Origin of the sequence: Thermoclostridium stercorarium subsp. stercorarium DSM 8532, assembly GCF_000331995.1 — a bacterium.
Taxonomy (GTDB): Bacteria; Bacillota; Clostridia; order DSM-8532; family DSM-8532; genus Thermoclostridium; species Thermoclostridium stercorarium.
This window is the reverse complement of record NC_020134.1, coordinates 495,826-519,960: the sequence shown is the minus strand read 5'-3', so window position 1 is coordinate 519,960 and position 24,135 is coordinate 495,826. Positions and strand designations below refer to the sequence as shown.

20 protein-coding genes are annotated in these 24,135 nt (G+C 42.9%); 6 read left to right on the top strand and 14 right to left on the bottom strand.

The features are described from left to right. The first annotated feature begins 133 nt into the window (after positions 1-133). A complete protein-coding gene (locus tag CST_RS02285; protein ID WP_015358204.1) occupies positions 134-817 on the top strand; it encodes a rhomboid family intramembrane serine protease in 684 nt (227 codons plus the stop codon). Between the two features lie 130 nt (positions 818-947). Here the strand turns inward: CST_RS02285 and CST_RS02280 are convergent, their stop codons facing one another. Beyond that, on the bottom strand, positions 948-2,000 hold the full coding sequence (locus CST_RS02280) for a peptidylprolyl isomerase (protein WP_015358203.1): 1,053 nt from the start codon (positions 1,998-2,000) through the stop codon (positions 948-950). Between the two features lie 363 nt (positions 2,001-2,363). Here CST_RS02280 and CST_RS02275 point away from each other — a divergent pair, with 363 nt between their 5' ends. Further along, positions 2,364-2,738, top strand: coding sequence for a CoA-binding protein (locus CST_RS02275; RefSeq protein WP_015358201.1), 375 nt, complete (start codon positions 2,364-2,366; stop codon positions 2,736-2,738). 166 nt (positions 2,739-2,904) lie between these two features. Further along, on the top strand, positions 2,905-3,399 hold the full coding sequence (locus CST_RS02270) for a diaminopimelate epimerase (RefSeq protein WP_015358200.1): 495 nt from the start codon (positions 2,905-2,907) through the stop codon (positions 3,397-3,399). Between the two features lie 141 nt (positions 3,400-3,540). Here CST_RS02270 and CST_RS02265 read toward each other — a convergent pair whose 3' ends face one another. Continuing rightward, entirely contained in the window at positions 3,541-3,969 is a 429-nt protein-coding gene (locus CST_RS02265) for a hypothetical protein (RefSeq protein ID WP_015358199.1), read from the bottom strand. A gap of 115 nt (positions 3,970-4,084) precedes the next feature. On the opposite strand from CST_RS02265, the gene wsfD reads away from it, so the two are divergent. Beyond that, positions 4,085-5,551, top strand: coding sequence for a glycan biosynthesis hexose transferase WsfD (gene wsfD / locus CST_RS02260; protein ID WP_045750376.1), 1,467 nt, complete (start codon positions 4,085-4,087; stop codon positions 5,549-5,551). Positions 5,552-5,611: 60 nt separating this feature from the next. Here the strand turns inward: wsfD and rhaS are convergent, their stop codons facing one another. The 6 genes from rhaS to CST_RS02230 all read right to left on the bottom strand — a co-directional run bounded on the left by rhaS (position 5,612) and on the right by CST_RS02230 (position 12,706). Further along, positions 5,612-6,640, bottom strand: a complete 1,029-nt coding sequence (gene rhaS / locus CST_RS02255) for a rhamnose ABC transporter substrate-binding protein (RefSeq protein WP_015358197.1) — start codon at positions 6,638-6,640, stop codon at positions 5,612-5,614. 138 nt (positions 6,641-6,778) lie between these two features. Beyond that, positions 6,779-7,753 (bottom strand): ABC transporter permease, encoded by a 975-nt coding sequence (locus CST_RS02250; RefSeq protein ID WP_242823579.1) that lies wholly within the window; start codon positions 7,751-7,753, stop codon positions 6,779-6,781. 17 nt (positions 7,754-7,770) lie between these two features. After that, the gene (locus CST_RS02245; RefSeq protein ID WP_015358195.1) at positions 7,771-8,778 is read right to left on the bottom strand and encodes an ABC transporter permease; all 1,008 of its coding nucleotides are present in this window, start codon (positions 8,776-8,778) and stop codon (positions 7,771-7,773) included. Between the two features lie 29 nt (positions 8,779-8,807). Beyond that, positions 8,808-10,307: a sugar ABC transporter ATP-binding protein gene (locus tag CST_RS02240; protein WP_015358194.1), complete on the bottom strand. Its 1,500-nt coding sequence runs from the start codon at positions 10,305-10,307 to the stop codon at positions 8,808-8,810. Positions 10,308-10,403: 96 nt separating this feature from the next. Continuing rightward, positions 10,404-11,879: a sugar ABC transporter ATP-binding protein gene (locus tag CST_RS02235; protein ID WP_242823578.1), complete on the bottom strand. Its 1,476-nt coding sequence runs from the start codon at positions 11,877-11,879 to the stop codon at positions 10,404-10,406. A 59-nt stretch (positions 11,880-11,938) separates the two neighbouring features. Further along, positions 11,939-12,706: a DeoR/GlpR family DNA-binding transcription regulator gene (locus CST_RS02230; RefSeq protein WP_015358192.1), complete on the bottom strand. Its 768-nt coding sequence runs from the start codon at positions 12,704-12,706 to the stop codon at positions 11,939-11,941. Positions 12,707-12,941: 235 nt separating this feature from the next. Here CST_RS02230 and CST_RS02225 point away from each other — a divergent pair, with 235 nt between their 5' ends. Beyond that, complete coding sequence (locus CST_RS02225) at positions 12,942-13,619, top strand: PHP domain-containing protein (RefSeq protein WP_015358191.1); 678 nt, start codon at positions 12,942-12,944, stop codon at positions 13,617-13,619. Positions 13,620-13,721: 102 nt separating this feature from the next. Here CST_RS02225 and CST_RS02220 read toward each other — a convergent pair whose 3' ends face one another. The 5 genes from CST_RS02220 to CST_RS02200 all read right to left on the bottom strand — a co-directional run bounded on the left by CST_RS02220 (position 13,722) and on the right by CST_RS02200 (position 18,067). Continuing rightward, positions 13,722-14,192: a hypothetical protein gene (locus CST_RS02220; protein ID WP_015358190.1), complete on the bottom strand. Its 471-nt coding sequence runs from the start codon at positions 14,190-14,192 to the stop codon at positions 13,722-13,724. Beyond that, positions 14,167-14,670, bottom strand: coding sequence for a hypothetical protein (locus CST_RS02215; RefSeq protein ID WP_015358189.1), 504 nt, complete (start codon positions 14,668-14,670; stop codon positions 14,167-14,169). The genes CST_RS02220 and CST_RS02215 overlap by 26 nt, the downstream gene beginning before the upstream one ends. 95 nt (positions 14,671-14,765) lie before the next feature. Beyond that, positions 14,766-15,446: a hypothetical protein gene (locus CST_RS02210; protein WP_015484871.1), complete on the bottom strand. Its 681-nt coding sequence runs from the start codon at positions 15,444-15,446 to the stop codon at positions 14,766-14,768. Positions 15,447-15,672: 226 nt separating this feature from the next. Further along, complete coding sequence (locus CST_RS02205) at positions 15,673-16,506, bottom strand: aldo/keto reductase (RefSeq protein WP_410177097.1); 834 nt, start codon at positions 16,504-16,506, stop codon at positions 15,673-15,675. Between the two features lie 97 nt (positions 16,507-16,603). Beyond that, a complete protein-coding gene (locus CST_RS02200; protein WP_015358186.1) occupies positions 16,604-18,067 on the bottom strand; it encodes a serine hydrolase domain-containing protein in 1,464 nt (487 codons plus the stop codon). Positions 18,068-18,307: 240 nt separating this feature from the next. On the opposite strand from CST_RS02200, the gene CST_RS02195 reads away from it, so the two are divergent. Continuing rightward, the gene (locus CST_RS02195; RefSeq protein WP_015358185.1) at positions 18,308-22,882 is read left to right on the top strand and encodes a S8 family serine peptidase; all 4,575 of its coding nucleotides are present in this window, start codon (positions 18,308-18,310) and stop codon (positions 22,880-22,882) included. A gap of 62 nt (positions 22,883-22,944) precedes the next feature. Here CST_RS02195 and CST_RS02190 read toward each other — a convergent pair whose 3' ends face one another. After that, the gene (locus CST_RS02190) at positions 22,945-23,868 is read right to left on the bottom strand and encodes a helix-turn-helix domain-containing protein (RefSeq protein ID WP_015358184.1); all 924 of its coding nucleotides are present in this window, start codon (positions 23,866-23,868) and stop codon (positions 22,945-22,947) included. Positions 23,869-24,135: the final 267 nt, after the last annotated feature.

Sequence of the window (24,135 nt, the reverse complement as noted above, 5' to 3'; positions counted from 1 at the left end):
TTTTGTATTATTATAGTATTATTTATTATAATTTTCCATAATAATTCGCCTTGCTTGATTTATACCGAAAAATTTAATACAATTTACTCAATGTTGGAATTTTCCAGGATTTTAACGAGAGGAGCGCTGATGGATGAGACTTCTGGACAAACTGGAGAGAAAATACGGCAAATATGCGATAAAAGGCCTTATGACCTATATATTCATAGGTAACCTGGCGGTTTTTATTCTGGACTATCTGATGCCGTCGCTGAATATAACGGGTAAATTGGCGCTAATTCCCTATTATATTTCACGGGGTCAGATTTGGAGGCTTGTCACATATGTTTTCATTCCTCCCCGGTCCAGCATTATTTTCATTTTCTTTGTGCTGTATTTCTATTATTTCATCGGGAATTCCCTTGAGGGCCTTTGGGGGAGTTTCAGACTTAATGTTTACTATTTTGTGGGAATGATCGGAACAACGATAGCCGGCTACCTGACCGGGTATTCGGACGCAACCCACCTTAACCTGTCGTTATTCCTTGCTTTCGCATACCTTTTCCCTGATTATGAAGTCCTTCTGTTCTTCATAATACCGGTAAAAGTAAAATATCTCGCATGGCTGGACTGGGCATTCATAGCCTTCAGTGTAATATTCGGCTCAATAGGCATGAAAATAGTCGCCATTGTGTCGGTACTCAATTATCTGCTGTTTTTCGGGCCGGATATAATAGACAGAATCAGGCTCAGAAGGAAAGTGTACATTAACAGAAAAAACTTTTACAGGCAAATAGAAGAGGCACGAAGGGCAAACCGGGATAATATGCGGGATTAATATCCATTTTCCCTTTTTTCCGGGACATTCTGCCATGGCGGCAAAAAAAGCTCTTTTCCGGCATAAAACCGGAAAAGAGCTTTTTAACTGTGATTAAAAACGTATGACCGTATTCATGGTATTCTGACTGTTATATTCCCGTAAAATCGTAGTATGCGTCTTTAACTTCAATTTTATATTCGCCGCTGTTTAAAGCTTCGGTGAACGCTGTCTGATACTTGTTAAGTTTGTAGGATTCTTCCACTTCGTCTTTTAATTCCTCAAATGTATCGGTGACTTTTTCCAGTTTCATTACATGGAACCCGAACTTGGTTTTTACAATTCCGGTATCGCCGACTTTATGGGAAAAAGCCCATTCTTTAAATTCCTCAACGGTACTGGTGTCGTTTTTCTTTATTTCATACAGTCCGCCGTTTTCCTTCGTACCGTCATCCTCGCTGTACTTCTTGGCCAGCTCAGCGAAATCCTCGCCGCTGTTTATTCTGTCAAGAATCGACTGGGCGGTTTTTCTTTTCTCTTCTACTACCGATTCTTCGGCGTCCTCATCACACTTGATTAATATGTGCCGTACGGTATTATAGTCGAAAGAATCCTTGTTTTCTTCGTAATATGCTTTAAGCTCATCTTCATTAACTTCCATGCCGTCCATTATTTTTTCATAGTATTTCTGGGCTTTGACCATGTTCTTATATATATCCTTGAGCTTCTCATATCTTATTCCGTACACCTGTCTGCTTAACGTATTTATTGAAATGCTGAGTTCCTGGGCCTGATTTTTTAGGGATGTATCAAACTCATTCCATGACGTCTCCAGCTCATCGTCACTCACGGTAAAGTTTTCCTTCTCGGCTTCCTGCAACAGGTATTCAACTTCCACGGCATTATTCAGTGCCTGTTGTTTTGCAAGCTCAACAAGCGAATTTTCATCTATCTGCCCGAGTATATAATAAATGGCGTATTGCTGGTAAGCCCTTGAAAAATAAAATTTGAATTCAGCATTGGTTATCCTGTTTTTATTAACAACGGCAATATCTTTCGGCATCGCGATGTATACGATAGCAGCCGCCAGAATAAGCGTTACGACCGTGCATACCACAATAAATATTTTCATGTCCGTGGTTAACTGCTTTTTCACTTTCGGCTTAGTGTTTGCCTTTGTTTTGGCTTTTGATTTCGCTGCCAAATTATCTACCCCCATCAACTCGAAATTAAATGCATAACATGTACATTATAAACGTAAATTTAACAGATTACCAGCAAAACTTTATTTTTTTTACATACTGTTAACAAAAAATATTTACGGATGCGTAAGATGTTCCAGCCTCCGTTCCGTCAGCCGCCCGGTTTTGTTTTTACCTTTTAATACTTAAAATCCTATATTTCCCAATTACAGTTTACCCCATTTCTTTCTCCCATGCAAGAAGCATGAATCCTTTTCTGTAACGCCCGGATTGAAAAACTGTTTATTTTTTATCAGTTGTGGTATATTTATGAAAAAAACATTATCATTAAAATCCAAACTACAATAGGGATTGGGGTTTTTAACATGCTGGAGGAACTGATGCTTGGTAAAAAAGTCTGGGCGGTTGTCGGCGCCAATCAAAACCCGGAAAAATACGGGAATATGATTTACCGGAAACTTCGGCTCAGAGGTTACGAGGTCTATGCCGTAAACCCTCTTTATGACGTCGTGGAAGGCGATCCGTGCTATAAAGATTTAAGCTCGCTGCCGAAGATTCCCGATGTTGTTAACATGGTGGTTTCGCCGAAACGGTCCAAAAACTTTGTTGAAGAAGCCGCCGGGCTCGGAATCAAATATATATGGTTTCAGCCGGGAACTTACGACGAGGAAGTGCTGGATTTGGCGAAAAAACTTGGCCTGGAAACGGTGCAGGCCTGCGTTCTTGTTGCAACAAGGTAATATAAATCCACTGCTGACAAATCGATTAATCACGCCATATAATGGAACTGTAAGAACAATGGCGTTCATTAGATAATGCTATTTGCATTATTTGATGAGCGCCTTTTTTATTTGATTTTAACATCGGGTAAGGTCGGGGTTCTGGTTTATAAGGAGGGGAAAACCTATGGATTTGGCAATCGGCACCGTTTCTTATGGAAAACCTGTTATGGCTCCATGCCTCATTCCGGTGGAACATAAATCCACGCCGAATTGTATCAACGCTCCGTTTATGGTAAATGGTGAGTGCTATAAAGTAACGGCCATGTCGTTTTGTTCCCCTCACGGCGTTGTTTTCACAGGCAACGTCGATTCGGTGGACGTGCGGGAAACAGGTCAGCTTCTTGGCACACACAGCCTGTTTCCGAAAGGGGCAAGTATTGTTTTCGCCCAGGTTCTTGACGGTGAAACCATAAAAGTGCGTATCTGGCAGCAGAATAAAGGCGAAACCGGCTTCTCTGCGGAAGCTGTCTGTATTGCAGGCGTTACGGCTATGATGCTGCACAAGGTATTAACCGACAGGGTAAAAGTCTGCGCAGGTAATCAGGAATTTGGGGTTGAATGGAACAGGGAAACGAACAGCGTTTGCCTGATCAGGCACGAAGATTTTCCCGAAGCTTAAAAAACAGGAAAACCTGCCGTTTCCATGGCAACTACGAAATATTAATTTCATATTGTTTTTCATAATGGTCGGTTTATTCGTTTTGTTTAATATCGGTCGTTTTCCCTGTTCCTTTTTTATTTGCTAAAAATCTGTTATTGGCTACAGAAATTTTTTCAGCTGCTGAACATTATTCTCTTCGAATTTTAAAAGTCTCTCCATGAGATCCCTTATTTCCTTTTCCACACCCTGATACCTTTTCAGATTTTTAATTGCGTCTATAATACCCATATTGCTCCCTATTATCAGCATTTCCGCAATGTGGGAGGAGGATTTGTCGGTCAGTGTTTGCATATTGATCATCAGATATGTCCTTAATTTTTCGAAAGCGTTAATTCCCTTTTCATCATACCCGTGCCTGTTCAGAAGCCTGGCGGCTTCGTTGTGGATGGCCTGATATTCGTCATACTGGGATTTCAGATGTTTCTTAAATTCCTCGTCATCCGTAATTTCCATAAGCCGTTCAAGAGTACTGACGCCCATCTGCGAGTTCTGGTAAATAAAATTCAGCATTTCAGCCTCGGCATTCATTTAATTTTCACCTGTCCTTTCATTGAACCTTTTTCTGCATAATAATATTGTCCTACAGGAAGACTAAGATATGCATCGCAAAACCGTTAATGTTTTTAAATCCGGTTCGTTGGCCATGAGTGAGGTTTTTAACAAAGCCATTATTGCAATTTTTATCTTATGTTCGATTTTAATAACGGCCTATGTTCTTTTTCTCCCCCCCAGGCCGGGAGTTGCAGACCAGGGGGATTTCCAGCGTGTCATGGATGTGACAGGTCTCATTGAAAAAGGACCCCCAGAGGAAGAAACCGAATCTCTTTTCTTCAAATATGTAAAATCGGAATATATCATGGCACCGGTCAGCCTTATCAGACTTTTGGGTATTATTCCGACAACCAGCATGATTTACCCGATAACGGTTGCAAAAACCCTGTGCCGAATAGGCGGAAGCGGAATTTTTAATACCGAAGTTCTGGCTTTTGTATATTCCGTTATGTATATAACCGCTTTGACGCTATGTATAAAATGGGGCGGTACAGATGCGAAAATCCGTTCCTTCATCGCCGCTATCCTTTCGTTACTGATTTTAATGGACGGCAATTACCTGGTATGGTTCAACAGCCTCTACGGCGAACCGATGATGATAATAGGCCTTGTTCTGTTCTCAGCTTCAATACTGAATGTTTCCAATAAAATTGACTGTTTAACTTCAAAAGATCTTTTGTTTGTCTTCATATCGTCCATTCTCTTTCTTGGTTCAAAAGCCCAGTGCATAAGCGCACTGCCCCTTGTTGTACTTATGATTTTGCGGGTCTATTGGCTCAAAGACAAGGCCCGAAAGGCGGCATTGATGAAAAAAGCATTAATTCCGGTTATACTAATCGTTTTTTATACATTGGGATTTTATTTGCAGATTAACGCCACCTGCGGCGTGGATACCAAATACAATTCGGTGTTTTACGGTATACTGAAAGATTCCGAAAATCCCGAAAGGGACCTTCAGATACTCGGCCTTAGCCCCGACATGGCGGCTGAAGCGGGAAAACATGCATATCTTCCCGAAACCGAATACGAAAAATACGCTCCCTGGTCGGAAATCACTTTAAAGGAATTCAACGGGAAAATCAGTTATTTCAAAATAATAAAGTTCTATCTTCTGAATCCCGGAAGGCTTATTCAGGGCATGGAATACACCGCCTCGCAAAGTTTCAAAACCTCAAGCTTTCTGGGTAAATATAAGAAAACGGACATACAGCAGTACACTTACCAGTTCGGCAGGTTTACATTCTGGTCTGATATACGGGAGAAATTTCTGCCCAATAAACTTGCATTTATTGTATTCTTTTACGTCATTACCCTTACAGCCACTGTCATAAACTATCCAAAAGCACAAAAAAAAGACAAGGTCAGAATTGAGCTGGTCTGGTTTATTGCCGCGGTGGGGATTTTCCAGTTTCCGATGCCCTATCTTGGCAACGGCAGGGCGGACACGGCAAAACAGCTTTTCCTTTTCAATTATACTTTCGATATTTTAATAATAATTCTGGCAATTTGCATATTTCAATTCTTAGTAAACCTTGCAAAACACCGGAAATTCCCATGAAATAAAAAATCCCCGACGGGTTTACACCCATCGGGGATTTTCTCCAATGCATGTTATTCATTAATATACATCTTTCCATTCATCTATATTGTTTATGTCAAACCTGAAGGGATCACCCAGCATTATTTCGGTTCCGTCATCAACCTTAATAACTTCCTTTTCGCCAAGCCTTCCCGCTTCGAACTTCTCTCCTTCCTTGCCTGTTATTTTCCCTTCAACCAGCGCATGAGCGGTATATCCCGCCAAATAACCGACATCGATGGGATTCCAGAGATACATCCACTGACACACGCCGTTTTTTATATACTCCGCCATTTCACTCGGCAAACCAAGGCCGGTGAGCTGAACCTGCCCTTTAAGCCCCTTATCGGTAAGGACTTTCGCGGCAGCGGCAATACCTACGGTCGTCGGAGCTATTATTCCTTTCAGGTTGGGGAACGATTTCAGCAATGCTTCGGTTTCAGACACGCTTTTGTCCCTTAAATCATCGCCATATGCAATTTTGACGAGATTGATTTTGGAATATTTCGGATCCTTTAATTCTTCCTTCATCCATTCTATCCATGTGTTCTGGTTTGTAGCCTGTGATGTTGCACTTAAAATGGCGATATCACCTTCACCGCCAATCATCTCGTAAATTGCCTGTATCTGAATTCTCCCGATTCTCTCTGCATCAGCCTGGTTTACATGTACCATTCTACTTTGGGAGTTTACCGCAGAATCAAAGGACAGCACTTTAATCCCCTGTTTCATGGCTTTCTGAAGTGCCGGCTGCAGAGCGTCGGGATCATTGGCTGCGATTGCGATCGCATCAACCTTCTGCGCAATCAGTTCCTCAATCATCTGGATCTGCGCTTCCGCCGTGGGCTGATCGGGTGCCTTGGCAATTACTTCTCCGCCCAGTTCTTCAATAGCTTCCCTGAAGCCCTCAATCTGCTTTTCGTTAAACGGATTTCCTGTGCTTTTTACTATGATTGCATACTTCTTTTTGGCCCCACCTCCACCGGTCTGCCGCGTAGGCTGCGAACATGCTGCGAGCATTGATACGACCAGCAGGACTGACATGATTACCGCAATAATCTTGCGCATAATACTTTACCTCCTTTTCTATTTATCAAAAATTAAATTTGAATCACAGGCATGCTTCAGCATTCAGGGAACAGAAAAGCCTGACCGGCATAATTTTTTATATACCGGCTTGCGTTAACAAATCATCAAACCCGGTCATTAACGCCTCACTTTAATTTTTAACTTGCTGCGGACATTTGGGATTAATACCGCGAAAACAAGCAGCAGTCCGATAATGATTAACAAAACCTGAGACGATATGTTGATCAGTCCAAGCCCATATCTTAAAAAGCCTATTACGAACAAAGCCAATACGGCACCTATCATACGGCCTTTTCCGCCCTGCGAACTTACACCGCCCAATACAACGGCGGCAATAACCTCCATTTCGTATCCCGTAGCGACGTTGGGCCTTACACTTCCCATTCGGGAAGACAGAAACAAAGCCGCTACAGCGGACATGGTACCGGTCACGGTAAAAATTATCAGTTTGATTTTATCCACTTCGATCCCCGAATATCTGCTTGCGACGGCATTGTTCCCTATCGCATACACTCTTCTTCCGAAAGTGGTTTTATGCAGAACAAGCCCGAATATAACCGCCAGACCGGCAAAAACAATTAGGCTGAACGGTATCCCGGCTACATACCCCCATCCCAAAAATGTGTACCACGCCGGGAATTTCCCCGCAGCCCTGTCTTCAAGAATTATGTATGCAATGCCACGGTAAATTATCATTGTGGAAAGAGTTACAATCATCGCAGAAAGTTCTTTAAACTTTACAATCAGAATGCCGTTAATAAAGCCGCATAAAGTGCCTACGGCAATACAGACGGCCATTGCCACGGGCATCGGTACACCTGTGTTGTATAAAACCGCCATTATTACCGCCGACAACGCAACAATGGAACCAACCGAAATGTCAATCGCGCCCAAAATGATGACAAAGGTCATGGGGAGCAGGATAAAAGCCTTGTCCATAAATGTCATCGTAGCGTTGAGCAAATTACCGGCATTAAGGTAATATGGGGATATCAGTGAGTTAATTATATTTATCAATATAAATATCAAAACCAGCATCCATTCCCACTGGAAAAAGATTTTTCGGGTGTTAAGGGTCTTCTTCGAAAACACCGTTTGAGCGTGCATGACTAAATTTTCCTCCCCATAAGATTTTTACGGTCCACGCTGCGTTTAACAAGTACGTTGACAATAACCGCCACCAGTATGATCACGCCCTGGAGAGCCTTCTGCCAGAAAGGAGACACGTTAATCATCGGCAGGGCGTTTTCAAGCATTCCAAATAACAAAGAGCCTAAAACTACACCTGACACTTTCCCCGAACCGCCGTCAATACTGACCCCGCCCAGTACACACGCAGCAATTACATTCATTTCATAGCCCGAAGCCGTATCCCCCTGTGCCGAAGCAAACTTCGACACCCACATCACACCCGCGAGGCCGGCCAGTGCGCCCATAATTGTATATACCATGAATAATATCCGCTCGTTGTTAATGCCGCTCACCTTTGCGGATTCGGGATTGCTTCCCACGGCGTAAATTTTCCGGCCTGTTCTTGTGTAATTTATAAAATAGTAAAAAACAACGTATACGATGACGGCGATAAAAACCAAATTGTTGATTCCGAGTATTTTTCCCGTTGCAATGGCTTTGAAGCTTGCGGGCATCTGGTGCGCGCTTACCCATCTTCCGCCGCTTATTATATAGGTCAGTCCCCTGTAAGCATTCATCATTCCCAGTGTGGTAATAATGGGAAAAACTCCGCCCTTTGAAATGAGAAGGCCGTTAATAACTCCACATGCCAGCCCGACGGCAACTCCTATAAGAATCGCAACAAACGGACTCAAATTCTGATACTTACTTACGGCAAGCGCCGATATCATACCGGCCAACGCCAATGAAGAGCCTATAGATAAATCTATTCCCCTTGTTATGATAATCATCATCATACCCACTGAAAGTATGCTTAATATCGCAGTATTCGTCAGCATGTCGTTAATATTTTCAAGTGTAAGAAATTCGGGATTTCTCAGCTGTACCGAAACAGACAGTATGATAATAAAAATAAGCAGGCCAAGTTCCCTGAATTCGGTTATGCTTTTTCCGTTCAATATTCCCGACTTAACTTTCCGGGTCATACTGGTCCCCCTTTGAATAATGAAGTGGCTTACCCCGCTTTTGTGCTGACCGACGCTTCAAGTATTTTTTCAGACGTCGCCTCTTTTCGGTCGAAAACGTCGGTTATCCTTCCTTCCCTCATGACGACAATCTTGTCACACATTCCAAGTATTTCAGGCATTTCTGAGGATACCATGACAATACCGTATCCCTGTTCGGCAAGGGAATTAATGATCTCATATATTGCAACTTTTGCTCCGACATCCACGCCTTTAGTCGGCTCATCAAGTATAATGACTTTTAAATTTGTGGCAAGGAGTTTCGCAATTATCACTTTTTGCTGATTACCGCCCGATAGTGAGCTGACAGGAACCGTTACATCGTTTGCCTTGACTTTCAGTTTCCGCGCATACTCTTCGGCCACTTCTTTCTCCTGCTCGGGGTTCAGCCAGCCTTTATTTGCGTATTTGTCCAAAGTGGGCAGGGTTATGTTTTTTTCTATATCCCAGCCAAGGATTAATCCCTGTTTCTGCCTGTCTTCAGGAAGATAACCAATTCCCAGCTCCATTGCCTGAAGCGGGCTTGTAATTTTTACTTCCTTTCCTTCAATGTAGACTGAACCGCTGTCAAGGTGGGTTATTCCGAAAATTGCCTGACAGACTTCGGATCTTCCGGCACCCACCAAACCCGTCAGCCCGACAATTTCACCCTTGTGCACACTGAAGGAAATGTCCTTGAAATATCCGGTTTTGCTTAAATTTTCAACGCGGAACAATTCTTCACCGATAACGGTTTTTTTTGGTGGGAAAATCTGATTTATTTCTCTTCCCACCATCGCCACAATTATATCGTTGGTATTGATTTCGTCCCTATTCCATGTGCCGATATATTTTCCGTCACGGAGAACGGTAACCCTGTCGGCCAATCTGTACATATCTTCAAAACGATGGGAAATGAATATGATGGAAGTGCCTCGTTTCTTGAGTTGCTCAACAATTTTGTAGAGCTGCTCGCTTTCCCTTTTCGTAAGGGCGGCTGTCGGTTCATCCATAATAATTATTTTTGCATTGGTAGACAGCGCTTTGGCAATTTCAACTATCTGCTGCTGTGCAACGCTCAACGCGCCAAGCCGGACCCGGGGATCGAAATCAGCCCCAAGCATTTTCAGTAACTTTTCGGCTTCTTCGTGCATTTCATTCCATAATATGGTTTTTGTGTGTCTGCTTATCTTTTCATGACCTATAAAGATATTTTCGGTAACGCTTAAGTCGGGATACCCGGTACTGTGCTGATATATTGCCGCAATGCCCAAATCAAGGGAATCTCTCGGAGTTCTGATATTTACCTTATTTCCGTATAAATAGATTTCCCCTTCGTCCAGACTGTGCACACCGGTAATGATCTTTATAAACGTTGACTTACCTGCCCCGTTTTCACCCATTATGACGTGCGTCTCGCCGTACTTTAGCTGAAAATCCACGCCGTCCAGCGCTTTGACCCCCGGAAAGGATTTTGTTATTCCTTTCATGGCAAGAACATAATCAGACATATTTTATCATCCTGTCGGGATTATTTTCATGTTCTTTCGTTTTCGTTTATGTTCATTCATGATTAATTATAAACCGGCCAGCTGTTAATGTCAATATCATTTTCCGCCCGAAGCGTAATACAGTATTTTTTCCTGAGTGCACTCGTCCCGGGAAAGTATTTTCTGAATTCTGCCGTTATACATTACCGCAACCCGGTCGCACATGCCGATGATTTCAGAAAAATCCGAAGAGATCATTATTATTGAGGAACCCGACAGGACAAGCTCATTAATGATATTGTAGATGTCCACTTTGGAGCTTATGTCAATACCTGCGGTGGGCTCGTCAATTATTAATATTTTTGCATTCGCAAACAGCCATTTTGCAAAAATGACCTTTTTCTGCATTCCCCCGCTCAGATTGTCCACATTTTCCTTTTCAGACGCCTGTATTTCAAGCCTTTTTATATAATCCCTCGCAATGTTAAACTCCCTGCCGCTGTCTATCACGCCAAACCTTGAAACGCGCAGCAAATCGGTTATTGTTATATTCTTTGATATTTCCATGTTATTTATCAGGCCTTCCCCGGTCCCTATACCCGTTACAAAGCATAAGCCATTTTTTTTCGCAATCTTCGGCGTAATATTTTTTAGCTTTTTCCCGTTTATTTCAATTACCCCGCCGTACGGACCGTCTATTCCGAAAAGCACTCTTGCCAGGGTCCTTCTTCCTGAACCGCTTAAACCGGTAATTCCGAATATTTCGCCCTTCCTTACGTCAAAACTGACGTCAGATATCCTGCCTTCAAAATTAATATTCCGTGCGGAAAAAACAACCGGGCCGGGTTTTATATTAAGTTTAGGGTAACGGTCTTCAATCTCCCTGTCCGCCATGGTTTTAATAATGGTATTAATGTCAACTGATTTCACGTCACTGGTTTGTATAATCTTTCCGTCACGGATTATTGTAACCCTGTCAGCTATCATTTTGATTTCCTGTATTCTGTGGGATATATAAATTACCGTTTTTCCAATGCTTTTAAGAGTCCTGATCACATCAAACAAAACGTCAATCTCCTGTTCGGTCAGGGCACTGGTAGGCTCGTCCATGATTATTACGTTTGCATTCTGGGACAGGGCCTTTATAATCTCGACAAATTTCTGCTGGCCTGTGCTAAGGTTTTTAACCGGAGTGTGGGGATCTATGTCAAGAGAAAAGTGTTTCAGATAATCCGTGGTTTCTGAATAAACTTTGTTCCAGTCTATCAAACGAAGGAATTTCGGAGACTTCAGCGGTTGCCGATTTATAAAGATATTCTCGGCTATACTCAAATCCGAAAACAGTCTTACTTCCTGATATATCATTGCTATGCCAAGATCCTGGCTTTGTTTCGGTGTTGTAATATTTACCTTCTTCCCGTTAAGCAGAATTTCACCTTCGTCGGGAGTAAACAAACCGGCCAGTATCTTCATCAGAGTGGATTTTCCCGCTCCGTTCTCGCCTACCAACGCATGGACTTCACCCTGGTTTACCGATAAACTGCATTTATCCAGGACTTTGTTTCCGTTAAAATACTTTGTTATATTTCTCATTTCCAGAAAAGCGTACACTGTTATTACCTCTTTTCTTCTGACACGTTTAATCAAAACGGCTATTTAAACTCATAGGCGGTATAAAGTTTTATGTTGTTTTCAAAGAAAAATTTTTTGTACTCGTCGGGTATTTGTTTATTTGTAATTATCTTTCTGGCCATTGTAATATCGCCCAGCTTTGCAAAAGCAGTACGGTTAAACTTGGTATAGTCCGCAACCACAATTATTTCATTGGATATCCTTTTTATCTCCTGAAAAACCCTTACCTCCTCATGACTATTTACCGTAAAGCCCGATTCAAAATGAATCCCCTTAACACCTATAAAAGCTTTATTTATAAATATATTTTTAAGTGTATTCAAAGCAAATTCACCCACCAAAGTCCCGGTTGAGTGAATCAAATCCCCTCCGGTGATGATTACTTTTATACCGGCACAATCCTTTAACGCCGCTCCTATCATTATATCATTCGTAACCACGGTAAGTTTTTTATTTCTGATGTTTCTCGCAATTTCAAGACATGTATTACCCGGGCTTAAATATACAGCCTCATCGTTTTCTATCATCTGAGCAGCAATTTTGCCTATAAGCTTTTTTTCTTCCAAAGTTTCGTCTTCAGCATACGGTTCATTTCCCGGCGAGAAATCTTCCTTTAATACCGCTCCTCCGTATGTTTTAATTAAAAACCCCTCTTTTTCGAGCTTATCCAGATCCCTTCGAATGGTAACTTCGGTGACCGAAAACCTTTTGCTCAGCTCGTAAACATCCACCCTTTTTTCCTTAAAAAGTATCTCCTTGATTTTGTTCTGTCTTTCTATGGCGAACATATTACACTCCTTCAAATCTTTTCAGTACTTGGAAATGGTCTTTCATTACTTATTATATCATAATGTTTTTTTGTGTTCTTTGATGATTTATCTTGTTTTATCCTGACCACACGGCTTTTTAAATTATTCTATTGCTTTCAGGCCTTTTTTTAACTATTATTTTAAAATAAGCTTTCGTCGAACCTTTTAATATACTAAAATAAAAAATAAATATTTGTTACTTTGTGGAGGTCTTATGAAATACTTTAAGTTCGACACCCATGTCCACACCTCGGAGACAAGCCCCTGTGGGAAGGTGGACGCAAAAACCGTTGTGCAATTATATAAAAAAGCGGGTTACCACGGTATCGTCATTACAGATCATTATATACGGGAATATTTTGAAGGGCTGCCGCATCTGAGCTGGAACCAAAAAATAGATGAGTACCTGAAGGGCTATTTTACCGCTCTTGAAGAGGGCAGGAAAACAGGGCTTAGAGTCCTGCTCGGAATAGAACTCAGATTTGACGAAAACAGCAATGACTATCTTGTTTACGGTTTTGACCCGGATTTTCTCTACCGGAATCCAAAGCTGTACGAAATGGGCTTAAAAAATTTCAGAAAACTTATAGAAAATACACCCATACTTCTTTACCAGGCCCATCCGTTCAGGCCGATGATAACGCCTGCCGAGCCGCAATATTTACACGGTGTTGAAGTATATAACGGCAATCCAAGGCATAACTCATACAACGAAAAAGCCTACGAATATGCCGAGAAATACGGCCTTAAAATGCTTGCGGGCTCAGACTTCCATCAGATGCAGGACACTGCGCGCGGCGGCATTGCACTGGGTGAGGCGCCGGAAAACTCACGGGAGCTGGCCGAAATGCTCAGCGAAAATAAAATCATCGAATTCATAACAACGCCGTGAATTCAGCGTCCAGCCCTCTCATCCAGCCATTTAATGAACCTGCACCATGCAAAAATAGCTATTCCTTCAAGGATTATGAAGCAATAAAATTTCCACATACCGTCACCCGCTTTTTCCTGCCCTTTTTTTGAAAAAATCGTTGAACCACATCACACCGCCGAAAATCAGAAGATTATTCACGAAACTGGCGGTTAAGTTCCAGTGGGGTGTGATAAGAATTCCTGCGTATTTCACAATGGCCTCAAAAACAACAAATCCAACCGTAAAGGCCAGCAGATGCACAAGCTGCAGGCCCGGTTTTTCAGGGAGGAACTGCACGAACAAAATCCCCATTGTAAGTGTAATCCCAAAAGTGAAATAAGCCGACACATGCAGTATTTCCAGTCCTTTCTCGAGGAAAAAATACATTCCCATCGAATAGGCCAGTGCATCCTCCCATAATTCGAGGATACAGCTTATAATTCCGCCCCAAAAGTTTTTCGAAAGTGACCGCCAGTCCACAAGGGCAAAAAATACAATCCAACCTACAACAAAGGTAAAAAACCATTTATTTGAAAGAATATCGCGCACCATGTTTTTCTCCCCCTGGGCCGCCGGATCCGCCGATGAAAAAGTTGTTCCTTATCCATGCAATGAACAGAAAAAGCAAAAACTGACGCACAACAAAATACGGTTTAAACCTGATGTAGTTTATAAGCCCGAAAGCTTCTGCAGTGAGATTAAAAACAATTAAAAACAGCGCCCATATGAATGCATGTAAAAGCTGATATCCCGTTTTTCGCGGATGAAAACGCGCAATCAGGATCCCCATATTGAATGCGATCCCGGTAAGAAAAACATTTAACTCATTTGAAAACAAATATATATCAGGCATGTTCAGCGGGACAAAACTGTATTCAAGCAACTCAAGATCGGTCGAAATAATGTTCTCCGCCTGCATAAACAAAGCAGACAGTATTCCGCCGTATACGTTCGTTTTTAACCGTTGCAAGTCCATAAGCAGTATTACTAGGACAAGGCTTACAAGAAAGCTGAAAAGCCACGGATTCATCAAAAATTCCCCTTGTGCGATATTCATAGTGTATTATGCCTTAGGCGGGAATTAAAAATACGGTTTCAGACAAAAAAAATAAACAGAGAGGAAAATCAGGCGAGCATATAATTAATCCTGTCCGCAAGACTCATTTTTTCAGGCTCCCATTTCCTTTCCATAAGATTAATCTTCTCATACGGCATGTCAAGTATACCAACAAATTCCATAAACTCACCGTCAAACCACGGCGGTACCCACGCGCCTGATCTGCAAATATGTATTGCCGACACGTCTGACCAGCGTTTCAGGCTGTCCAGGCCGGTGTAGGTTATATTGAACCTCGAGTTCATGGCCTTAAAATATTCAGGATTTTCGACGGTATAAGGACTGTAAATGATAAAGGCTCTTTCAATTATACCCTCTTTCAGAAGCTTACCCAGCCAGTTGGCACAGTTCACTTCAAAATTCAGCGCCGACATACCGCCATATCCCAGGTCAGAATGGGCGTCGAAAAGGTAAACCGTATCGGCATGGTTTTTCGCCGCAATTTCGTAAGAAAGGGAATGGGAGTCGGATACATAAACCTTTGTACTGTCGGAAAACTTGAAATATTCCTTTATTTTTTTCCAGAAAGACCTGAATTCAGGGCTCAGACGGTATAAATCACGCAAATCTTTCCCCTTCTGGCGGGAAATTATGTAACGTTTATACCATTCGTCTATAAGGCTTCTTTTGTTTTCCAGGTAAGATCCCTGATATGTACTTTCGGTAAAAACAAAATAATCCCAATCCACAGACAATAAGCCTATCCCAATTTCCTCACCTCTTGTAACTGTTTCAAGCGGGTTCCGCAAAGTGAAGCACCGGGATGCGCTTAACCTGCCTGTCGGTATTAATTTAGTATTATTATACCAGAAAATTCCGGCCTGTGCCACTTAAAAATAAATCAGCCCGCGTAAAGAAAAAGGAATTGGATGACAGGCATTTTGCCTGATTCTCCAATTCCTTCGGGCATACAGCTCAGAAATAAACGTTGTTAGGATCGGGAAGGAAACGCTGGTTGCGGTTTAACGAGTTAATAAGTTCCATATCCTCGTCGGAAAGGCTGAAATCAAATATCTGCGAATTTTCAATAATTCTTTCCCTATGAACCGATTTAGGTATGACAATGATTCCCCTTTGCAGGTTCCAGCGCAGCACAATTTGCGCCGGGGTTTTCCGGTATTTGTTCGCAATATCGTTGAGCTCGGTAACTTCGCCAAGGCGCCCGCCCATCAGGGGGCTGTATGCCTCCACCTGAATTTTGTGCTTTTGGCAGAACTCCACCAGCTCGCTCTGATTAAGCCACGGGTGCAGTTCAACCTGGTTAACTGCGGGAACAACGCCTGTCTCACTGATTATATCTTCAAGATGGTGAATAAGGAAATTGGAAACGCCGATAGCTCGAACAAGCCCGTCATTGTACAGTTTTATCAGCGCCTTCCAGCTTTCAACATACTTATCCTTAACAGGCCAGTGGATCAGAAACAAATCTATATATTCAACGCCAAGCCTTTTCCTGCTTTCTTCAAATGCCCGCAAAGCCGCATCATAACCTTTTCGCTGTTCCGAATTGGCAAGCTTTGTGGTTATAAAAATCTCATCGCGGGGTATTCCCGATTCCCGGATGGCCTTGCCAACGCCCTCTTCGTTTCCGTATACTTCCGCCGTGTCAATACTTCTGTATCCCGCTTCAAGGGCTGTTTTCACCGCAAAGTCAATCTCCTCAGGTTTTGTAATTTTCCATACGCCCAGGCCGAGCCACGGCATTTTCACACCGTTATTCAGCGTTGCACAGTCTTTTATACTTGTAATCAATTCACTCACCCTTTTCGGACAGATTTAAAAAATCAAATTAAACTTAAAAAATCACTTAAATTTTTATATATCCAAATATTCAGGCCGATAAACATCACACCGTTTCCCACTCGCCTGACGCAAAGCCTTCGTAACGTTTCAGGGCGTCCTCGGCTATCCGTTTCATGGCAATCGTAACCGTATTATCCATGAAAGTTAACGACATGTTTACGTTTCCGGGCAGTTCGTCTATTATGTAAGAACGCAGGTGCAGCGTGTTTTCATCCACCCATGCCGCCGACGTTATGCTCAGAAGATTTATGTCGGGAAATATTTGCTGTTTCATATGCCCAATGCCAAAAGAAATTTGGTGGCTGCCTGTCTCATTGGTGTAGTAAAGTGTTCCTTCATCCTTGCCGAACTCAAGCCTGCATTCCGAAATTCCCATCTGGTTCGGCGCCAGTATATACCTTCTGCCGTTTATTTCACTGACCTTTGCAGATTTCTTAGAACCCTCCACGGGTTTGACTTCCAGTTTTGAAATCCTCTCGGCAAGCATTTCGGCGTTTTTTTTGTCCACGGATATCGAACCTTTATTTTCCTTCAGATGCGGAAGTATATTATTCCACAGTGCGGCATAAATTCCCTGTACACCGTTGGGTATTCCCTGATTGTCGGCTATTGTCGTCAGTATGAAATCGTAATCGGGAAGGCATATCGCCAGCTGTCCGCCCATCCCGTACATTGCAAACCCGTTATTCCTGCATCTCCAGAACTGGTAACCGTACCCCTGCCGCTCTTCAATATTGTACTGCAGGCATGTATCTATCTGCTTTGACGTCGCCTCGCGGATATAATCCCTCGGCACTATCTGCTGTCCGTTATACGCTCCGTCATTCATGCACATTAATGCAAACCTTGTCACATCCCTGAGAGTGCATATTAAGCCCGAACCGCCCATGCTCACACCCACCGGATCGGTCAGCCACCGGAATTCGCCGGTACATCCCAGTTTGTCAAGAACTTTGATTTTAAGATAATCCAAAAGAGACATTCCGCTGAGCCTTTCCACCAGTGCAGCCAGTACATGGGAGGCGGAAGTGTCATATACGAAACTGGTTCCGGGATATCTTACCGGCTCGACATGGAAAAAGGTCTTAACCCAGTCATCACACTGCATAAGCTTATATGTGGTGGATTTATGCGGCGAGGCCATCCTGAGCATGTCCCGAATTGTTGTCTTTGCGATATACGGATGCACACCGCCAGCCGGAAGCTTGTCCGGGAAATAATCACATATCCTGTCGTTTATTGATAATTTCCCTTCTTCCTGAAGAAGACCGATGGCAACAGATGTAAAACTTTTGGATATTGAAAACATTCTATGGGGAAAATCCGCATGAAACGGCGCATAGTATGCCTCGGCAAAAACCTTGCCGTACCGTACCATGACAAATCCGTGCATGCAGAGACCCGCATACTCCAGTTCATCAATGAAATTCAAAACCGCCTTAGAAGGAATCCCTACAGTTTCAGGCGGCACAACCACCCACTCCCCGAAACAACCGTTTTTGCTCACTCAAACCCCTCCTCGGTGAAATTAAAGATTTAAATACTCTTTTTTCAAAAAAATCAGGTCGGTAAATAAATTTTATTTCCAATCTTATTATACTTCATTCTGCCCCGGCGACAACTGAAATTCGGCGAAATAAAAAAACTTTGCCGTTAATACTTGACATGGAAAACGCAAAATCCTATATTATTAAGAATAAGAATTTAATTCCATTTTTGTAATTTTACAAGAAAGGAGATGATGCATTTGGCAAGAAAAGGAAGAAAACTCCTTGCGGCAGTTTGCATTGCTGTTTTTCTGTCAGGCACAATGTCATTTGCTTCAAACCGAAATTACCCTGCGGTAAAACAGAACGTCCAGCAGGCGGCACAAAATGAATTCTACGCCGCAAATGCCACGTCACACCACGTTGCGGACAGCCATTCAGTTGTGCCCGGAAAACTGGTGGTAAAGTTCAAAAGCGGTAATGCCGCCGCACAAAAAAAGGCATTGCAAAACCTTGGAACCGGAATTGTAAAGTCGTTTGAAACTGCCGCCGCAGGCAACGTAATGCTTGTCAGCATTTCAGACAACGCAAATCTTGATGAGGCAATCGAAGTAATCAGCAAGCAACCGAATGTTGAGTTTGTTGAACCGCTTTACATTGTCAAGGCTTTTGGCCCTGAAAACTCCATTACCGTAGCCGAAGCCGCATATGAAACGGTTACGGATGCAGTTTACGGCCCTGACGATCCATATTACATAAAAAAATGGCAATGGGGTCTTCAGGCAATCAACGTAACCGATATTTGGGAAAGGGTACCCGTGGAAAAAAGAAAAAATGTAACCATCGCCGTTGTTGACACCGGTGTTGATCTTGAGCATCCCGATTTGAAAGACAGCATTGTCGCAGGATATGACTTTATAAACCAAGACAACGTTCCAGACGATGATAACGGTCACGGAACCCATGTCGCAGGTATTGCCGCTGCAATTACAAACAACGGCATCGGTATTGCCGGTGTGGCAGGCGGGGCAAAGATAATGCCGGTAAAAGTTTTAAGTGCCGAAGGATACGGGTCCAGCCTTGATGTTTATCTGGGAATTATGTATGCCGCAGACCACGGCGCCGATGTCATTAACCTCAGTTTAGGATCGGATGCGCCGAGCCTGTTAATCAATGAAGCAGTGAAATATGCCCTGGCCCGCGACGTTGTTGTGGTTGCGGCGACAGGTAACGAATATTCGGATACCGTCAGCTATCCCGCAGGTTTTGACGGCGTTATCGGCGTCGGAGCCGTAGACTGGAATTATCCAAATGGATTTATTCGCGCGGATTTCTCAAACTATGGCGAAGGCACAGATATTGTCGCTCCGGGTGTTGATATTTTAAGCACGTATCCCGAAGAACTGGATATCGCTGACGGAAATCAGGACGGTTACACCATTCTGGACGGCACTTCAATGGCCACCCCGTTTGTTGCGGGCATGGCTGCGCTGTTGCGAGCCGAACATCCCGAATGGTCCTATGAAGAAATTCAGAAAGCCCTTCAGGAAAATGCTTATGACATATATCAGAAAGGACCGGACAAGTACACCGGCGCAGGTGTCGTCAACGGCAGTACCGGTAAAATCACCGTTCCCGAAATAATTGAATTTCCTAATGTTGCGCTTAGCGTATCCAGGACGTTAGACAATCCCTACAGTTTTAAAAATAATAAATTCAATATTAAAGTGGAAGTGCAGAAAGCAAAAGGATTTGTCGACGAAACCTTCAACGGCACCGTCAGTGTCATTCCCAATCTTTATCTCAGCAGTCCGGTAAGCGGTTATTTGTCAGATTACGAAAATACCGACAGTAATCAGTCCATACTGCTTAAATCCCCCAATGCACAGGGTACTTCCGACCAAACCATTGAAATTGAGATTACAAACGGTACCGGAACGGCTACTTACACCAGCAAATCAGGCACATATTACTTTACCGTCGCATCCGACATTTTTTTCAGCGGTTTTATAGGACTTAGAAATCCATATATATATCCGGTTTTAACCGAAGACGTAAACATCTCCGGAAACATCAGGTTGAATAAGCCTATAAATAAAGATTTGAAAGTATATATTTATGCATTGAATGAACTTTATTCACAATTGCTTCAGTTAAGATATGCAGAACCGGTGGAAATAACCATCCCGGCAAATACACAAAATGTTTCCTATACCGTACCTCTGCCACAGGATATTAACTACAAAATCTACTACGCAATTCAAACAGACAATGATGTTTTCCATAACTACGGTTTTTACAAAACGCCGGACACTACAACCACCGACGCGGATGACTATACGCCAATAGACCTGACTGCCGGAAGCAAAGCGGGTATTGACCTTAACATCGGTGTGGTGGAGGACCTGGATGACGATGTAAGCGACAACCGTGAAGGAGCAACGGAATTATCCCATGAAGAACTTCTTTCCGGCGTATTATTTAGGCTTGAGTACAAAGGCGACCGCGATTACTTCAAATTCAACATTGAAAAAGACGGAAAATACACTTTCTACACTTCCGGTTTTACTTCAAGCCTGAGTCCCAAAATAACGGTTTACGATTTATCGGGGAACATAATAACTTCCGGCGTTATATTCGCACATTCGGAATATCCCGCAGGAACGTACTACATCAAAGTTGAGGATAAAACCGGCCTTAATACCGGAGTCTACCGGCTGAAGTATGAAATTGCAGGCAGTAAAGATGATGATATTGAAGATTCTGAGCCTGTGGTAGTTGAATTTGAAGACGAAAAACTTGCTGACGCCATCCGCAGACTTTTGGGAAAAACAGTTTCGGAAGCTGTTTACGAAGATGAGGTGGAATCTGTTCAGTATCTCGATTTAAGCGGCCTGAACATCTCATCGGTTAAAGGGCTGGAACACTTCAAAATGCTTGAAACACTTGACATATCCAACAACAATGTAAAAGACCTGAGTCCCGTAGCCGGCCTCAGGTATCTGGCCGAGCTGGACGCCGGCAATAACAGGATTGCCGCGCTTCCGGAGGATTTAAGCGGGTTATACAGTCTGTATCATCTTAACCTCAGAAACAATGAAATTACCGACATCTCGCCGCTGGCCACACTGCCTTCCGAGATTGAGTCACTGTTCCTACAGAATAACAAAATTGCCGACATAAGTGCGTTGTCAGGCCTTGACACGCTTAAACTTCTTTACCTCAACGGAAATCCCGTAACAGATTACTCACCTGTCACACCATATTACCTTAAACTCAGGGACAAGGACTTTTTCCTGCCGTCCGCCGAGAATGTGACTATATCCGGCAATAAAAATGTCGGCAGTGTACTGACGGGCTCGTACAAATATGTTAATGTTAACGGTCACGAAGAAAAGGGCACTACATTCAGATGGCTGAGATCAAATACCAGGGACGGTGAATATGTAGCCATTCCGGGTGCTGTTTCAAATACATACAGGCTCACTCAAAGCGACGCAGGCAAATATATCAAGTTTGAAGTCACTCCCCGCGCGGACGGAGTTCCTTCGGTGGGCGTTGCGGTAACCAGTGAGGCATTCGGACCGATATCAGGCTCATCCGGCACAGGCGGCAGTGGTTCTGGCTCTGGCTCGGGTTCGGGTTCAGGTTCCCATTCCGGTTCCGGTTCAGTTAGGGTTACCCCCAAACCAACACAGGCGCCTGACAATGAAACCCCCGCCAAGGAAATAACCGCCGATCAAAACGGCCGGAAAGTCCTTACCGTGGACGCGACAGCGCTGCAACTGTCGTGGGATACCGCTCCGGCTATAGATGCCATGTCGGATTCCGACGTCAACGCGGTGGAAATCAAACTTTCAGCCGGCATATTCAGAGATTCGCTCAGGTATAATCAGCCTTTCAGCGTCGTACTGAACAACGGGACACTCAAATTCCCGCCCGGAACGGTAAACATTCCGGAAAAGGCTGAAAATGCTGTACTTAAAGTAAATTACTTTATAGAAGTGCCTGACGATTTAAAACCCGCCGGAACAGTAGCCGCTTCGCTGGTATACGATTTCCGGCTGGCAGTGGACGGTAATACCGTTTCTGCATTTGAAAAACCCGTGTCGGTCACATTACCCCTGGTACTTGTAAAAAATCCCGATAAAACCGGTGTTTACTGCATAAGCGAAGAAGACGCCAGCTGGGAATTCATGGGCGGAAAAGTAAACAATGACAGGACGATAACATTTTCAACACCTCATTTTTCCAAATTCCAGGCGATGGAATCCACAAAGACCTTCAGCGACATACAGAACCACTGGGCCAAAGAAGACATTGAAATCATGGCCGCAAGGCATGTAACTAATGGTACCGGCGACAATAAGTTCAGCCCTGACGTGAACATTACAAGGGCGGAATTTGCCGCATTGATTGTAAGGGCGCTGAATATTCCCAGGCAGGCTGTGGAAAATCGGTTCATCGACATAAAAGACCAGTGGTTTGCCGATGCGGTGCTGCGTGCCAACGCTGCCGGAATTGTCCGGGGCGACGCAAACGGCTATTACCTGCCGGACAGCATGATCACAAGGGAAGAAATGGCCGCGATCATAGTACGCGCCTACAGTTACTACAGTGGTAAGAGCGTGGACAAAATTATAACCACACAGGAAATAAGGTTCAAAGATATGGATACAGCTTCGGAATGGGCAAGAAAATCCGTTACTGTTGCCGATGCCCTCGGACTGATGAACGGAATGCCCGATAAAACTTTCAGGCCGAAAAGTTATGCAACGAGAGCAGAAGCTGTAGCGGTGGTAAAACGTCTTATGAAACTCCTTGACATTTTCTAAAAAGGGCGGGAAGAAATTCCCGCCCTTTTTTGTGTCCACTGCTTTTCAACCGTTTTATTTCTTTAACTCTCTCCTTCCGGTTCCAATTCCGTATTTTCACAGAAAAATTGCCTTCGATATTCCAGCGGTGTAATTCCAGTGCACTTTTTGAAGTTCCTTATAAAATTGTTTGGATTTTCAAATCCGACCATCCTCCCAATCTCTACAATTTTTTTATCGGTGTTCAGAAGTGCCTCTTTTGCGGCTTCTATCTTTCTGTGATTAAGATATTTTATCGGGGAGATGTGAAACCGTTTAATAAATTCCCTGCAGATGTGGTATCTGCTGATATGGTATTTCCGCTCGAGATATTCCAGTGTAATGTTTTCCGTATACCTGCAGTCAAAATCATGCTTTATTTTATATATACAGTCGGCTACGGCCGAATTTTCGTCATGCATACGGTTTTTTTCCAGAAGCATTTCAAAGAGAATGTCACTGATGAATTTGGAATGGATAATCGGCTCATCAGGCGAAGCAAACAAAAAATCATACAAACGCTCAATTTTATCGGGAATTGACGAGCCGGGAAGAAAACATTGCAGATTCCCGCCGTCATGCACAAGGCTGTTGTAAAAAAACCGGACAGGTGGTCCTGAAATGAAAAGTATTTTGTAATTCCACGGAGACTTCCTTATTTCCACCCTGTGCCTGAGACCGCAGTCTATAAAAGCTATTGTATTCTTTTTCATTATATATTCGCCGCAGCTGACTTTCAGCAGCCCCTCTCCGTCGTGGGTGCAGATTAAACAGAATGAGTCCAGTTGGGTTATTTCATAATAATACGGGTATGTGGCGGAGATATTTCCATAGGCCTGAACATAGGCAAGATTTTCAGCAATTTTCGCAGGAACGGTAACTGAAATGAGATTTTTTCTTCCGAAAATTGATTTCTTCAGCAGAGGGTTGGTATTCAGAGCATTGAACAAAGCTTTTTGAAAGCTCATTTCTGTACCTCCAAATACCAGCATTGAAAACAATTCTATTTTAATCTATTTTAGCATTAATATAGAAGTTATATCAAGTTAACATTTTGTATTTTTTAAGATTAATATATTGAAAATTTTAACTTTCGCCTGTATTTATATAAAATAATTCACAGTTCCTGTTCTGAATTTATTTTAATATTAATACATTATTAACAAAATAATCAATAATTGAATATAAACAGCAAGAAATAACGATGAATAATTTTACTGTTTAAATATAATTAA

Excerpts from the sequence above, each read along its gene's own strand:
- CST_RS02285 (WP_015358204.1), top strand. The coding sequence starts at position 134 with ATGAGACTTCTGGACAAACTGGAGAGAAAATACGGCAAATATGCGATA.
- CST_RS02275 (WP_015358201.1), top strand. The coding sequence starts at position 2,364 with ATGCTGGAGGAACTGATGCTTGGTAAAAAAGTCTGGGCGGTTGTCGGC.
- CST_RS02270 (WP_015358200.1), top strand. The coding sequence starts at position 2,905 with ATGGATTTGGCAATCGGCACCGTTTCTTATGGAAAACCTGTTATGGCT.
- CST_RS02265 (WP_015358199.1), bottom strand. The coding sequence starts at position 3,969 with ATGAATGCCGAGGCTGAAATGCTGAATTTTATTTACCAGAACTCGCAG.
- wsfD (WP_045750376.1), top strand. The coding sequence starts at position 4,085 with ATGAGTGAGGTTTTTAACAAAGCCATTATTGCAATTTTTATCTTATGT.
- rhaS (WP_015358197.1), bottom strand. The coding sequence starts at position 6,640 with ATGCGCAAGATTATTGCGGTAATCATGTCAGTCCTGCTGGTCGTATCA.
- CST_RS02245 (WP_015358195.1), bottom strand. The coding sequence starts at position 8,778 with ATGACCCGGAAAGTTAAGTCGGGAATATTGAACGGAAAAAGCATAACC.
- CST_RS02240 (WP_015358194.1), bottom strand. The coding sequence starts at position 10,307 with ATGTCTGATTATGTTCTTGCCATGAAAGGAATAACAAAATCCTTTCCG.
- CST_RS02235 (WP_242823578.1), bottom strand. The coding sequence starts at position 11,879 with ATGAGAAATATAACAAAGTATTTTAACGGAAACAAAGTCCTGGATAAA.
- CST_RS02230 (WP_015358192.1), bottom strand. The coding sequence starts at position 12,706 with ATGTTCGCCATAGAAAGACAGAACAAAATCAAGGAGATACTTTTTAAG.
- CST_RS02225 (WP_015358191.1), top strand. The coding sequence starts at position 12,942 with ATGAAATACTTTAAGTTCGACACCCATGTCCACACCTCGGAGACAAGC.
- CST_RS02220 (WP_015358190.1), bottom strand. The coding sequence starts at position 14,192 with ATGGTGCGCGATATTCTTTCAAATAAATGGTTTTTTACCTTTGTTGTA.
- CST_RS02215 (WP_015358189.1), bottom strand. The coding sequence starts at position 14,670 with ATGAATCCGTGGCTTTTCAGCTTTCTTGTAAGCCTTGTCCTAGTAATA.
- CST_RS02190 (WP_015358184.1), bottom strand. The coding sequence starts at position 23,868 with ATGAGCTTTCAAAAAGCTTTGTTCAATGCTCTGAATACCAACCCTCTG.